The sequence below is a fragment of the Burkholderia crassaminum genome, from assembly GCF_964265005.1.
GTDB lineage: Bacteria > Pseudomonadota > Gammaproteobacteria > Burkholderiales > Burkholderiaceae > Burkholderia.
The window spans coordinates 905,749-920,424 of record NZ_OZ183801.1 but is presented as its reverse complement, the minus strand read 5'-3'; the positions used below and the strand labels follow the sequence as shown (position 1 = coordinate 920,424).

3 protein-coding genes are annotated in these 14,676 nt (G+C 68.2%); all 3 read right to left on the bottom strand.

The genetic code is table 11. From position 1 onward, the window contains the following. Positions 1-66: 66 nt before the first annotated feature. Genes ACPTTF_RS37285 through ACPTTF_RS37275 form a run of 3 tightly spaced genes read right to left on the bottom strand, consistent with a single transcriptional unit; the run spans position 67 to position 14,668 of the window. Complete coding sequence (locus ACPTTF_RS37285) at positions 67-9,153, bottom strand: amino acid adenylation domain-containing protein (protein ID WP_423372489.1); 9,087 nt, start codon at positions 9,151-9,153, stop codon at positions 67-69. Beyond that, the gene (locus ACPTTF_RS37280) at positions 9,150-13,064 is read right to left on the bottom strand and encodes an amino acid adenylation domain-containing protein (RefSeq protein ID WP_423372488.1); all 3,915 of its coding nucleotides are present in this window, start codon (positions 13,062-13,064) and stop codon (positions 9,150-9,152) included. Before ACPTTF_RS37280 ends, ACPTTF_RS37285 begins: the two co-directional genes overlap by 4 nt. Beyond that, positions 13,052-14,668, bottom strand: a complete 1,617-nt coding sequence (locus tag ACPTTF_RS37275) for an MBL fold metallo-hydrolase (protein ID WP_423372487.1) — start codon at positions 14,666-14,668, stop codon at positions 13,052-13,054. Before ACPTTF_RS37275 ends, ACPTTF_RS37280 begins: the two co-directional genes overlap by 13 nt. Positions 14,669-14,676: the final 8 nt, after the last annotated feature.

Sequence of the window (14,676 nt, the reverse complement as noted above, 5' to 3'; positions counted from 1 at the left end):
GTTTTGTTCACCTGAAACAACCCGAAGCCGGGCGCATGGCGCCCGCCGTTCGCACTCCGGCCGGCATCACGACTTCTCCTCGAGCACGTCGTCGACGGTGACTTCGGGCGCTCGCTTCAGGCGCAGGCCGACCCGCACGCGCGGGCTGGCGGCGGGCGCTTCGCCGGACAGCGGGATGCGATCGACCGGCATGGCCGGATCGCGGCGGAAGACGTCCTGGATCGCGAGCAGCCGATCGCGCATCGCGGCGATGGTCGCGGGGCGGAACAGGTTGGCGTTGTAGATCAACTGAATGCGGTGCCGGCCATCGCTTTCCACGACCTGGAACGACAGATCGAACTTGGCCGTGGTGTCCGCCTGCGAGCGGTCCGTGATGCGCAGATCCGACTGCGGCGCGGGCATCGAAATGGCGTTCGCCTGAATGTCGAAGATCGGGAAGTGGCCGGCCGGGGTGCGAATCTTCAGGTCGTCCAGCAGTGCATCGAACGGATAGGACGCATGCGCCAGCGCGTCCGTGGAGGCTTTTGCCACCGCGTCGATCACCGCTTCGACGGTTGCGGACTTCTGCACCGGGACGCGGAGCACGAGGGTGTTGAGGAACACCCCGATCTGCGATTCGAGCTGCTCGCTGTCGCGGCCGGCCGACACGCTGCCGATGACGATGTCCTCGCGCCCCGTGTAGCGGTGCATCAGCACGCAGAACGACGCGAGGAGCACCGTGTAGAGCGACGTATGGTGCGCGCGGGCCAGTGCTGCGAGGCCCGTCACCTGCTGCTCCGACAGTTCGACTTCGAGCGTCTGCCCGGCATGACCGGGCCGCTCGGGACGCGGGAAGTCGGACGCCAGTTGCAGGCGGGGCAGTGGCGCCGCGAGTTGCGCGAGCCAGTACGCGCGATGCGCGGCGGCGTGCGGACCTTCGAGGCTCGCGTTGTGCCACGCGGCGTAGTCGCGATACTGGATCGACAGCGGCGGCAGGTCGTGTCCCGCATACAGGGCCTGCAGGTCGTCGGTCAGCACGCGGATCGACCACGCATCCGATATCACGTGGTGCATGTTCAACAGCAGCAGGTGTTCCGTCGGCGAGAGCCGGACCAGCTTGACGCGCAAGAGCGGCCCCGACGCGAGATCGAATGGCTGCCCGCTTTCCTCGCGAATCAGCGCATCGATGGCCTGCAGCGCAGCATCGTCCGCGAGATCCATGTGCTCGACCCGGAATCCGGATGCCTCGCGGGTGAGGATGCGTTGCCGCAGCTCGCCTTCGATCATCGCAAACACGGTGCGCAGGCTCTCATGGCGATCGACCAGCGCGTCGAACGCACGGACGAGGCGCGCCGTGTCGACGGCGCCGTCCAGCTGCAGCGCGCCTGCCATGTTGTACGTGGACGGATCCGCGCTGCGGCTGGCGAGCCAGATCCGCTTCTGTGCACGGGACACCGCGTAGGACGGTTGCACCGCAAGCGCCGGGATGGGCGCATCGACATCGAGGAGATCGGTGGGGCGGGATGCCAGCTTCCGCGCGAGTGCGCGCGGCGACGGCGCCTGGAAGATATCGGCGACCGCGACGTTCAGTTTCAGTTCACGCCGGATCCGGCTGACCATCTGGATCGCTTTCAGGCTTTGGCCGCCATGCTCGAAGAAGTCGTCGTCGACGCCCTTCGGCCGACGGCCGAGCACCTCGGCGAAGATGCGCAGCAGCGCGGCCTCGACGGGCGTCTGCGGTTCGGCCGGCGCGCCGTCGGGCACGGACGCGGCATCCGGTAGCGGCAGCGCGGCGCGGTTGATCTTGCCGTTCGGCATGACGGGCAACGCCGGCAACAGCATCACGGTGTCGGGCACCATATGCGCCGGCAGCGTGTCGCGCAGTGCGTCGCGCAGGCGTTGGGGCGTCCAGCCGGTGCCCGACGCGTAGCCGCACAGGGTCATGTCCGAGTCCGACGCCTGCCGGGCGACCACGACGGCGTTGGAGATGCCTGCGAGCCCCGTCAGCGCGGCTTCGATTTCCCCGAGCTCGATGCGATAGCCGCGGATCTTGACCTGGAAGTCGCGGCGTCCGAAGAAGTGGAGCGTGCCGTCGGCCCCGAAGCAGCCGATGTCGCCGGTGCGATACAGGCGCGCGCCCGGTTCCGGACTGAACGGATCGTCGCGGAACACCGCCCGGGTGCGTGTTTCGTCGAACAGGTAGCCGCGCCCGACGCCCGCTCCCCCGATGCAGATCTCGCCTTTGACGCCGGCCGGGCACGGATTCATGTCGGCGTCGACGACGTAGAGGCGCAGGTTCTCGATGGGGCGGCCGATCGGAATCGCCGGCAGATCCGGCGCGCGTTCCATGCTGAAATGCGCGACGGAATCCGACGCTTCGGTCGGCCCGTATGCGTTGATGAGCCGGACCGCCGGATTCAGGCGGAACCACGCGTGCGCGGAGGCCGGCTGCAGGGTTTCGCCGATCGTCAGCAGCGTGTCGAGGTGCGGGAAGGCCGGCGCCGGGTGCCGTTCCAGCTCACCGAGAAAGGTCGCCAGATAGGACGGCACGAATTGCATCGCCGTGATGCGGTCGCGGTGAAGCGCGTCGATCAGGCGCGCGGGCTCGAGAATGTCGGCATCGGGATAGATCACCGTCGTGCCGCCCGACACCAGTGCCGCGAAGCACTGCCAGACCGAAATGTCGGAGCAGTGCGAAGCGGTCTGTGCGACCGCGCTGTGCGCGCCGAGCCCGACCCTGCGCGCCATCGCGAGCACGTGATTGAGCATGCCGCGATGCTCGACCATCGCGCCTTTCGGCTGGCCGGTCGACCCCGACGTGAAGATCACGTAAGCGAGATCCGCGGGCCGGCAACGCGGCGCCGGCCCGCCGGCACCCCGTTGCTCGGGCAGGCGCGCGGGATCGACCCGCTGGATCGACGCCAGAGCCGGCGGCGGCATGCCGTCCGTCGCGACGATGATGGCCGGCCGGGCCAGCGTCAGGAGGGTCTCGACCCGCTGGGCCGGATAGGCCGGATCGACGGGAACGTACGCCGCGCCGCACTTCCAGATGGCCAGGATCGTTTCCAGCATCAGCGGCGAGCGCGGCATCCAGACGGCGATCCGGTCGTCCGGCTGGATCGGCGCGACGTGCAGCAGATGACCGGCGATCCGGTTGGCGCCCTCGACGAGGTCGCGATAGGTGCGGACCTCCGTGCCGCAGCGGACCGCAATGCGCTCGGGGTGCACGGCTGCGACGGCTTCGATCAGTTCGGGTAGCGTCCGGTCGGACGGAACCGGCGCGAACGTATCGTTCCATCCGAGCACGATGGCGTCCCGCTCTGCGGCGGTGAGGAGCGCGACGCTGCGGTTCGGGCGATCTTCCTCGCCGGCGAGGCCGACGAGCAGCGTTTCGACGTGACCCAACAGGCGGACGATCGTTTCGCGATCGAACCGGCCGTCGTCGTACAGCACCTGCAGCGACAGGCGCTTGCCCGGCGTCACGACCAGCGTCAGCGGGTAGTTGTTCGGATCGGCGACCTGGAATTCGCCGATCCGCAGGCCGGGCAGCCCGTCGGCCAGCGCTTCCTCGACCGGATAGTTCTGGAAGATGAGCAGGCTTTCGAAGAGCGGCACGCCGGGCGGCAGGCCCGCGAATTTCTGGATGTCGGCCAGCGGATAGTGCGCATATTCCTCCTGCTGCGCGAGCTCCATCTGCAACTGCGCGAGCCACGCGGACGTGGGGCGCGCGTCGATGCGAACCCGCACCGGCAGCGTGTTGATGAACAGCCCGACCATCTCGTCCGACGCCGGCAGCGAGGCCGGGCGACCGGAAACGATCGTGCCGAACACGACGTCCGCTTCGCCGCTGTAGCGACCCAGCAGCTGGGCCCACGCGCCCTGCACGAGCGTGTTGAGGGTGAGGCGACGGGTTTGCGCGAAGGCGACGAGCCGTTGCGTGTCGCTTTCGGAGAGCCGCAGCGGCACCTCGACATAGGCGCCCGGCGCGGCCGTGCCGTCGAGTTCCGGGCGTCCCAGCACGAGCGGCGTCGTCGCCGGGAAATCCGCCAGCTTCGTCTTCCAGAAGCGTTCCGCCGCGGCTGCGTCCTGGCGCGCCAGCCAGCGCACGTACTCGGCGAAGGCCGGCGGCGCGTCCTGCTCCGGCGCACCGTCGGCCGGCAGCGCCTGATAGGCGGCGGCCACTTCGCCCAGGAGCCGGGCGGAGCTCCACCCGTCGAGCAGGATGTGGTGATGGCTCCAGTGGAAGCACCAGGCGTGATCGCCCATGCGGAACAGCGCGACGCGCATCAGCGGCGCCCGGGTGAAGTCGAAGCCGCGTGCCCGGTCCTGCGCGTCGTAGGTTTGCCGACGCCGTTCGGCCTCCGCGGCGGACGCCGCGCGCAGATCCTCCTCGTGCCACGGCAAGTCGATATGGCGATGCACGACCTGCACGGGGCTGTCGAGGTCTTCCCAGTGAAACGACGTTCGCAAGATGTCATGCCGCTGCGCCACGGTATCCCACGCGCGGCGGAACCGTTCGACGTCGAGCGCGCCGTCGATACGGAAATTCAGGCTGCTGAAGTACGCATCCGACGCGGGTTCGTACAGCCCGTGGAACAACATGCCCTGCTGGGTCGGCGTCAGCGCGTAGACGTCGGCGATCTCGTCCGGCATGACCGAGGCCGGCGCCTGCGCCAGGCCGGTTGCGGGCCGGGTCGATGCGGACGGGACGGCAGGGGCGGCGACCAGGGATTCGAGCGCCGCGAGGTACGCTTGCGCGACGCGCCGGATGGTGGCGGCGTCGTGGCAGGCCCGGCTGAATTCCCACGCAACGTGCAGGCGGTCGCCGCTCACGTAGGCGTTGATGTCGAGCAGGTGTTCGCGCCGCTGGTTCGCATGGCGGCCGTCCCCGCTCGGCTCCGTCGCCGGTTTCCAGTCGCGCGCGGCGGCGAACAGCTGGTCGGTCTGGCCCAGGTAGTTGAACAGCAGTTGCGGCTGCGGCGCCGGACCGTCGAGCCGGTCTTGCAGCAGGCCATGGCTGATGCCCGCGTTCGGCACGGCGCGCAGTTGCGTCTTGACCGACGCAACCAGGCGAGCCGGATCGTGCGGGCCGGGATCGACCGTCAGCGCGACCGGGAACACGGACGTAAACCAGCCCACCGTGCGCGAGATGTCGAGGTCTTCGAACAGTTCTTCGCGCCCGTGCGCTTCGAGATCCAGCAGGACGTCGGCGCATCCGCTCCAGTCGCTGACGGCACGCGCGAGCGCGGCAAGCAGCACGTCGTTGATCTGCGCGTCGTAGGCCCGGGGCGCGGCGCCCAGCAAGGCCGTCGTCGTGGCTTCGCCCAGCTCGACCACGATCGTTTCGGCGGACGACACGGTATTGGCGTCGGCCGGCGCGGCGCGATCGAGCGGCAGGCCGGGCAGGTCGGCGCGCGCCAGGGCCTGCCAATGGACGAGATCGGCGTCGGCGGCGCCTGAGCCGGCCCAGCGCGAGATCGCCCGGGTCCAGGCGGTCCATGTCGCGCTGCCGCCCGCAAATTCGGGCGCCTTGCCGTTGCGCAGGCGGGTATAGGCGTCGTACAGGGTTTCGAGCAGCGCGCCCCACGACACGCCGTCGACGACCAGATGATGCGCAACCAGCAGCAGACGAAGCGAACGGCCTTCGTCGAGCCGGAACAGGTCCGCACGCACGACGGGGCCGTCCGACAGATTCAGGCTCGCATGCGACTGCGCGACGTGCTGCGCGAGCCGCTCGCGCGGAAGGTCGAACACGCCGACGGGCACCTCCGGATCGTCGACGACTGCCTGGATCCAGCCGGACTCGCCCGCGCGAAAGCGCAGTCGCAGCGCATCGTGCCATTTGACCGCGTGCCGCAACGCCAGGCGCAGCAAGGCCGGATCGAAATCCGCCGGCACCTCGAGCAGGACCGCCTGGTTGTACTGATCCGGATCGTTCTGATGCCGCGCGAAGAAACGCGTCTGGATCGGCGTCAGCGGCAGCGGGCCGGACGATGCGACGAACTCCGCCGCGCCGACCGTGCCGCGCGTCGCCACGGCGGCGAGCTCGGCAACCGTCGGATGCTGGAAGATCAGCCGGGTGGTGAGCTTCAGGCCCGCCCTGGCGGCCAGCGACACGATGCGCATGCTGAGAATCGAGTCGCCGCCCAGCGTGAACAGGTTGTCGTGGATGCCGGGCGCCGGAATGCCCAACGCTTCTCCCCAGATGCGGCACAGCAGTGTCTCGGTGGGCGTGCGGGGCGGTGTCGGTGCGTGTGCCGCCGCCGACAGCCGCGACCGGTCGAGCGGCGGCAGCGCCTTGCGGTCGATCTTGCCGTTGCCGCTCAGGGGCAGCGCGTCGAGCACCACGTAGATGGCGGGCACCATGTAATCCGGCAACGTGGCGGACAACGCAGCGGCTATCGCGGCATCGCTCAGCGACGCGCCGTCGCGGAACGCGACATACGCGCATAGCGCGGCGCGGCCGGCGTCGTCGCGATAGTCGAGTGCGGCCGCCTGGCGGATTTCCGGAATGGCGGCCAGCGCGTTGTCGATCTCCCCGAGCTCGATGCGGTAGCCGCGGATCTTCAGCTGGTGGTCCTTGCGGCCGTAGAGCGCGATCGTTCCGTCGGGGAGATAGCAGCCGATGTCGCTGGTGCGGTACATGCGGACACCGCGCTCCGGAATGAACGGATCCTCGACGAAAGCCTCCCGCGTTGCGGCTTCGTTGTTCAGGTAGCCGCGGCCGACGGCGATGCCGGACACGCACAGTTCGCCGGGAATCCCGATCGGGCACAGGTTCATCTGCGGGTCGACGACGTAGAGGCGTACGTTGCGGATCGGCTTGCCGACCGGCACGTAAGGCGTGGTTGGCGCGCACGTCATGCGGTGCTGCGCGACGTCGTCGGATGCTTCCGCCGGGCCGTAGGCGTTCACCAGCGAGATGTCCGGGAACACGTCGAACCACTGTTTCACCAGGGCCGGGCTGACCATCTCGCCGGTGACGAGCAGGTGCCGCAGGTGCCGCATCAGCGCCGGCCGTTCCGACGCGCGGTCGAGCACGGCGGACAGATAGGATGGCACCAGTTCGAGGATGCTGACCCGGGTGGCGTCCAGGGTCGCGATGAAGGACGCCGGATCGCGAATGCATTCGTCGTCGACGATCACGGTCTTGCCGCCGGCGAGCGGCGCCGTGAAAAATTGCCAGACCGAAATATCGAAGCAATGCGGCGCGGTTTGCGCGATCACCGACGAAGCCGAAATCGAAAACTCGTCGATCTCGGCGAGCATGTGATTCAGCATGCCGGCGTGCTCGACCATCGCCCCTTTCGGCTTTCCGGTGGAACCGGACGTGTAGATCACGTAGGCGAGGCTGTCGGGCGACACGGGGCGGCCGGGGTTGGTGTCGTCGTCGATCCCGGTGGTGTCGTCGAGCGACACGACCGGCGCGAGCGAGGCCAGCTCGGCCGGCAACAGGCCGTCGCAGGTCATTACGAGGGCGGCGCCGGAATCCTCGAGAATGGTGCGGATGCGCGCCGCCGGATAGTTGGGGTCGATCGGAATATAGGCGGCACCGCACTTCCAGACGGCGAGGATCGCTTCCATCAGGTGGGCCGACCGGTGCATGCAGATCGCGACCAGCGCGTCCGGCCCCAGCTCGGCGGCGGCCAGCAGGCGGTGCGCGATACGGTTGGCACGGGCGTTCAGTTCACCGATGCTCAGGACGCTGTCGCGGTACTCGACCGCCGCCCGCCCGGGGTGCGCCGCGGCGGCCTGTTCCAGACGATGCACCACGGTGAGCGCGGCGTCGAACGGCACGGCGGTGTCGTTGAAGGTGTCCAGCAGTAGCCGGCGCTCGGCCTCGGGCAGGATCGACAGGCGTCCGAGCAGCCGGTTCGGATCGGCCGCGAAGGCATCGAGCGTCGCGGCCACGTGGCCCAGCATGCGCTGCATCGTGTCTTCATCGAAGCGCCGCGGATCGAACGACAGTTCCATCTTCCAGTCGTCGCGTGCCGTCACCACGAATTCGAGCGGGATGTCGGCGCGGTTGTAGAGTTGAACCTCGTCGACCGCCAGCCCGTGCGCGCCATGCGTCAGCGACGCGTCCAGCGGGTAATTCATGAACGTGATGTTGCTCTCGAACAGCGGCGTCGTCAGCGGCACTTCGCTGCAGCGCTGAATGTCGGGCAACGGCGTGTGCTCGAACGGCGCGCGGGCGGCCACGCGCGCCTGGATCATCTTCAGCCACGGCACCAGCGGCTGCCTGGGGTCGACCCGCACCCGCACCGGCACCGTATTGATGAACAGGCCGAGCATGGATTCGATCCCCGGCAGGTTGGCGCCCCGTCCGGACACGACGGCGCCGAACACCACGTCGGTCTCCCCGCTGTATCGCGACAGCACGAGCGCCCAGGCGGCTTGCGCGAGGGTATTGAGCGTGACGTGATGGCGGGCCGCAAATTGCCGCAGGCGCGCGCTCAGGTCGGCCGACAGGTCGGCCTGCACTTGCGCGAGACCCTCGCCGAAGCGCTCGCCCGCGTCCGCGCGCGCGGACGTGGGCAGCGGGGTCGGCGAGTGAAAACCTTCGAGATAGCGCGCCCAGTATTGCTGCGCGGCTTGCGGCTCGCGCTGCTGCAGCCACTGGATATAGTCGCGATAGGAGCGCACCGCGGGGAGCGCCGGCGGCACGCCGTGCGTGAGCGCGCGATAGGCCTCGAAGATCTCCTCGATCACGAGCGACAGGCACCAGCCGTCGGCCAGGATGTGATGGTGGCTCCAGCTGAACAGGTACGCGTGCTCGGCGACGCGCACCAGGCGGCAGCGCACGAGCGGCGCACGATCGAGCGCGAAGCCTTCGGCCAGGTCGCTGTCGAGATGCGCGCGCCACCGCGCGCGCTGTTCGTGGTCCGGCAGATCGCGCCAGTCGTCCTGCACCCACGGCAGCGTGGCGTGCGCATGCACGACCTGCATGGGCTTGTCGAATTCCTCCCAATGGAACGACGTGCGCATCACCGGGTGCCGATCGATCAGCTGCTGCCAGGCGGCTTGAAACAGCGCGGGATCGAGGCTGCCGGTGATCCGGCAACCGAGCTGGTTGAAGCTGCTGCTCGCGCCGGGCGAGTGCACGGCATGAAAGAGCATCGCCTCCTGCATCGGGGAGAGCTCGTAGATATCGGCGATGGTGGGGGAGGTCACGATTTGATCCTTGATACGAGGGCGTCCAACGCTTCCTGACTGATGCGAGCGGCCGGAAAGTCCGACGGGCTCAGCCCACGCGGGCCGTCACCGCTGGCCTCGACGATCGACAGCAGACGGCTGCGGTAGCACTGCGTCAGCTGCTCGATGACGCCGGGTGGGCAGGCCGCGCGGTTGTAACGCCAGGTCAGGCGCAGACGCCCGTCGAACACCATCCCGTCGATCTCGAACAGATGGCCGCGACGTGCGCGCGGGCTGTGCTCGGGACTCTGGAAGTCGAGCACCGGTTTCCAGCCCGTGTCGTCGGCCAGCACGCGATCGATCTGGCCGAGGTAGTTGAAGCGCACCGGCGCCGGCGGCTGCCGTTCCAGTGCCGCCGCGATGCCGGCGTCGTTGCCGAGGTAGCGGGCGACGCCGTAGCCGAGCCCGCGCATCGGCACCGCGCGCAGCTGCTCCTTGACGTGGCGCAACGCGTCGACCGCCACGGTGGCGTTGCCGGCATTCAGGTACACCGGGTAGTGCGTGGTGAACCAGCCGATCGTGCGCGACGTATCGACGCCGTCGAAGAGGTCCTCGCGACCGTGGCCTTCGAGCTCGACGACCAGCGTGGCGTTGGCGGTCCAGTCGCCGAACGCAAGCAGCAGAGCCGTCAGCAGGACTTCGTTGATCTGGGTGTTGAACGTGCGCGGCACGTCCTGCAACAGCGCGAGCGTCTGCCCGGCGTCGAATTCGATGACCGTCGTGCCGGCTTCGCCGACGGTGCCGACCGGCATGTCGTCGAAGCACGCAGGCTCGTCGGCGCTGGCCTGGAGCCAGTAGTCCAGCCCGTCGGGCGCGCTCGCACCGAGTTCGGACAGGCGCGTCGACCAGTCGCGCCACGACGTCGTCCTGGCCGGCAACTGCACCGCTTCGCCCGCTTCCTGCTGGCGACACGCGGCGTACAGGTCTTCGAACAGGATGCGCCACGATACGCCGTCGATCACCAGATGGTGCGCGACCACGAGCAGGCGCTGCGGCGCGTCGGGACCGAACTGGAACAGGTGCGCGCGCAGCAGCGGCGGCGCCGACAACGTGAAGCTTTCCTGCATGGCGCTGGCGGTCGCGAGCATGGCCGCCTGCCGAGCGGCGGGCGCCGCGTCCGCCAGCGACGTGACGCCGAGCGGAATCGCCAGCGGCGGCGCCGCATGCGATTGCTGCCATGCGCCGGCGACGCGTTCGAAACCCAGCCGCAGCGCGTCATGATGGGTCGCGACCGCCGCCAGCGCGTGCTCGAGCACGTCCGGCCGCAGCGACGCGGGCACCTCGATCATGGTCGACTGGTTGTAGTGGTGCGGATCCGCCACGTCCTGCGCGAAGAACCAGGACTGGATCGGCGTCAGCGGGGCGGGGCCGACCACGGGTTCCTGCGGAATCAGGATCGACGGCGCCTCCACCGCAACCTGGGCAAGCGCGGCGATGGTCGGATGCGCGAAAAACTGGTCGGCGGTGAATTTGAGGCCGACCTGCTGGGCCAGCGACATCACCTGAATGAGCAGGATCGAGTCGCCGCCGAGTTCGAAGAAATTGTCGTGCACGCCGATCGGCTCGTGGCCCAGCACCTCGGACCAGATCTTGCCCAGGCGCGCTTCGACGTCATTGGCCGGTGCGACGTACGCGGTTGCGCTCGGCACGGGCGCCAGCTCCAGCGCGGCGAGCGCCTTGCGGTCGGGCTTGCCGTTCGGTGTCAGCGGCAGGCGTTCGAGCGTCACGATCGAGGCCGGCACCATGAACTCGGGCAGGCGTTCCTTCAGATGTTCCCGCAGGCCGGCGACGCTGGCCGTCGCCGTGGCGACGCAGGCCACCAGCTGCTTGTGCTGCGGCGTATCCTCGCGTACGAACACGATCGCGTCGGTCACGCCGGCGTGCTGCCGGAGTGCCGCTTCGATTTCGCCCATCTCGATGCGATAGCCGCGAATCTTCACTTGCGTGTCGCGGCGCCCGGTGACTTCCAGGTTGCCGTCCGGCAGCCAGACGCCGAGGTCGCCGGTGCGATAGAGGCGCTCGCCCGCTTCGAACGGGTGGTCGACGAACGCGGCGGCGCTCAGGTCGTCGCGGCCGACATAGCCGCGCGCCAGCGCGATGCCGGACACGCAGATCTCGCCGGTACACCCGTCGGGGGCCAGCGCCCCGTGCTCGTCGAGCAGGTACAGGTGCGTGTTGTGGATCGGGCGGCCGACCGGCAGACGGGCGCCGTAGGCGATCGCCGGGTCGACCACGTAGTCCGCGATGCACACGGTGGCCTCGGTCGGGCCGTACGAGTTGTGGCACACGCGGGTCCGGGCCAGTTCGCGCAGATCCGCCACGCGCGCGTTGTCGCCCGCGCTGATGACCCGCTTCACGGCGCCGAGCGCGTTCCAGTCGAGCGACGCGAGATAGGCCGGCGTCGCGTTGACGGTGGTGACACCCTGCTGCGCGATGTAGTCGACGAAACGCGGCACGTCCCGGATCACGGCAGTCTTCGCCAGCACCAGGCGCGCCCCCGCGAGCAGCGTGACGAAAATCTCCATGATCGAGCCGTCGAAGCCCGGGGAGTAGAACTGGACGAACCGGTCGTCGGCATCGAAACCGAAGGCGTTCACATGGGACTGCGCCATGTTCAGGAGCCCTGCATGTTCGAGCACGACACCCTTGGGGATGCCCGTGGACCCGGACGTGTAGATGATGTACGCCGCGTCGCCCGGCGCGACCTCGACCTGCGCTGACGCCGGTGCGGGTTCCAGCGTGTCGAGCTGAAAGTCGAGCGCGAACATCGGAATCGCCCAGAAATCGGCGAGCAACGGCAGGTATTCCGAGTTCGTCAGCAGCGCCTTGACCTTCGCGTCCTCGATCATGAAGCGCAGCCGCTCCCGCGGAAACTCCGGGTCGAGCGGCAGATATACCGCGCCCGCCTTGAGCGCGCCGAGCATGCCGACGATCCAGCGCTCGGACCGGTCGGCGACCACCCCCACCACGTCACCGCGCTCGATCGCGTATTCCGCGAGCAGGAAGCCCGCCAGCCGGGACGCCTGGTCGTCCAGCTGCGCATAGGTCAGCGATGCGTCGGCGGTCACCACCGCGATGCTGTCCGGCGTGGCCGCGACCCGTTGCGCGAACTGCGCGAGGAAGGTGCCATCCACGGCAACGGGTGCCGCATGCGCAAGCAGGCGCGCACGTTCCTCGTCATCGAGCAGCGAGACCGTGTCGAGCGGGGCGTCCAGCGCGCCGAAGCCGGCCACGACGTTGCGCAGGTGCCGCGCGACATGCTGCAGATAATGCAGCGTGAAGACCGTCTGCCGGCCCGTCAGGACGATCTCGTAGCACGCACGATGCCGGATCTCGATCGACAGGTCGTAGTCCCCCTCCGTCCACGCTTCGTGCAGGCCGTCGAAGCGCACGCCGACGTTGGTCGCCGGCCGTTCGCCGCGCAGTTTGTGCGCGAGGGCCGCGATCGGAAAATCCTGATACGAATAGCTGCACTGCACGCTGTCGCGCACCTGGTTCAGGTACGCGCGAACCGTGGGGCCGGGCTGGGCGGCGTCGAGCAGCGGGACGGAATCGGCGGAACCGTTCGCGGCTTCGGCGATCAGGCGCGGCGTGTCCACGAACAGGCTGGCTGCGCCGTCGTAGCGCCCGAGCACCCGGAACAGCGCCGCCAGCAGCACGACGAACGCGCCCAGCTCGTTGCCGGCAGCGAGCTTCGCCAGGGTCTGCGCCGCGTCGCCGTCGAGCGGGAACGTCAGCGCCGGCGCGGGGCCGAGGGGCAACGCATACGCCTGCCATGCCTGCTGAAGACGGAAGTCTTCGTCGATGCGACCGAGCGCCTCGTTCCAGAACGCGAGGTGTTCCTGGTATTGCCCGCTGGTCGACAGCGCGTTGAGATTCAGTTCTGACAAAGCACGATCTCCCTCGTCGCGTACAGGATTTCGGAGGCGATGCCCTTGGCCTTGCAGTGCGCGACAAACTGGGTGGACTGGATATGGCTGGGCGAGTTTTCGTCGAAGGTGTTGTCGAGGAGGTGGTTGAGCCACGGCTCCTGCCCCATCGCGTAGACATACGCCGCGTTGAACGGGAAGTCGTCCACCAGCGCGGCCGCCTCGCCGAACTGGCAGCCCCGCGCCCGGCGCGACCGGTCGAGGTCGCGCGGCAGCGCCTTGGGAAACAGCGGGCCGTAGACCCATGACGGCGGTGCGCCCTCGGTTTCCATCCCGACGAACAACGTGTCCGGCTTGCCGGCGAGGCGGAAGACATGCTCGTAGAGGCGCGGGTCCAGGTTGCACGAATCGGCGATGCACAGCACCGAACGCGTGCCGAAGCGGATCATGAAGCTCTGCTTGCTCTGGATCGCCAGATCGTTGTGTTCGCCCAGGAACGGAATGGCGGTGATGACGCCGTTGGGCAGCTTGATTTCGTCTGCATCCCTGACTTCCAGCACATCGTCGAAACCGAGCTTGCGCAACGCCAGCGCCATTGACGGATCTTGCGGGAACCCGTCGAGATTCCTGCCGACCACCACGGTCTTGATCTTGTGGCGAAGCTGCAGCAGCGTTTCGAGGACGATGTGATCGTGATGGCTGTGCGTGATCAGCACGTAGTCGATCTGGTCGGGTAAGTCCGCGAACGTATAGCGCGGCAGCGCGGTGTCGTAGCCGTAGCTGATCACCGGATCGATCAGGATGCTCATGCCTCGGCTTTGCACCAGCAGGCACGCGTGGCCGTAATAGCGGATGCGGATGTCGTCGCCGTCGAACGAACGATCCGGTTTCGGCGCTGGCGCCTCCTCGACGAAGAACGTGCGGAACAGCGGCTCGTCCTTCTCCTCCACGCGCATCAGGTCGACGATTTTCGCGTAGCTGCCGGGTGTGTCGCGCATCCGGAACAGCGCATCGAGCGCGCGATCGTCGAAGGCCATCTTGCAAAACAGCGTGCGCTCGTCGCTGAGCCGGGGCGTGCTGAGAATGAACGGCCGGGGCGTGTTCTCGTCGATCGCCGACAGCGCGATGCTCTGGGCATCGCGCGCATAGAACGGGCTCGCATACAGCAAGCTCTCGAAGAGCCGGAAGGACGGGTTGTGATTCAGGTCGTAGTAGATCTCGACATAGCCTTTCAGCACGTCCGGGATCTCGGGATAGATCGGGTCCGACGCCATCCCCTTCGCCTGTTCCAGCAGCAACGTGGAGAACGCCTTGTAAGCCTTCGCCAGTTCCAGTTGGCGGGTCGCGCGACCGGTGGTCTGCTCGATCAGCGCGCGGATTTCGTCGACGCGCTTGCCGCCCAGGTCGAGAAACGGGCCGCCGCGCATCGCGGGATCCTTGCAGGCGGCCGCATGCATCATCGGCGACGCGGCATAGGACTGCAGCAGCGGCAGGAACCGCTCGGCCACGTTGAGTGCGGCGGTCAACGGCGGCAGCGTGTGAAACCACGCGTACCAACCGTTGATCAGCGGTTCGAACTGAATGTTTTGCCGCAGGTAGACGTGTGTGTTGGACGAAATAGTCAACGAAGGCT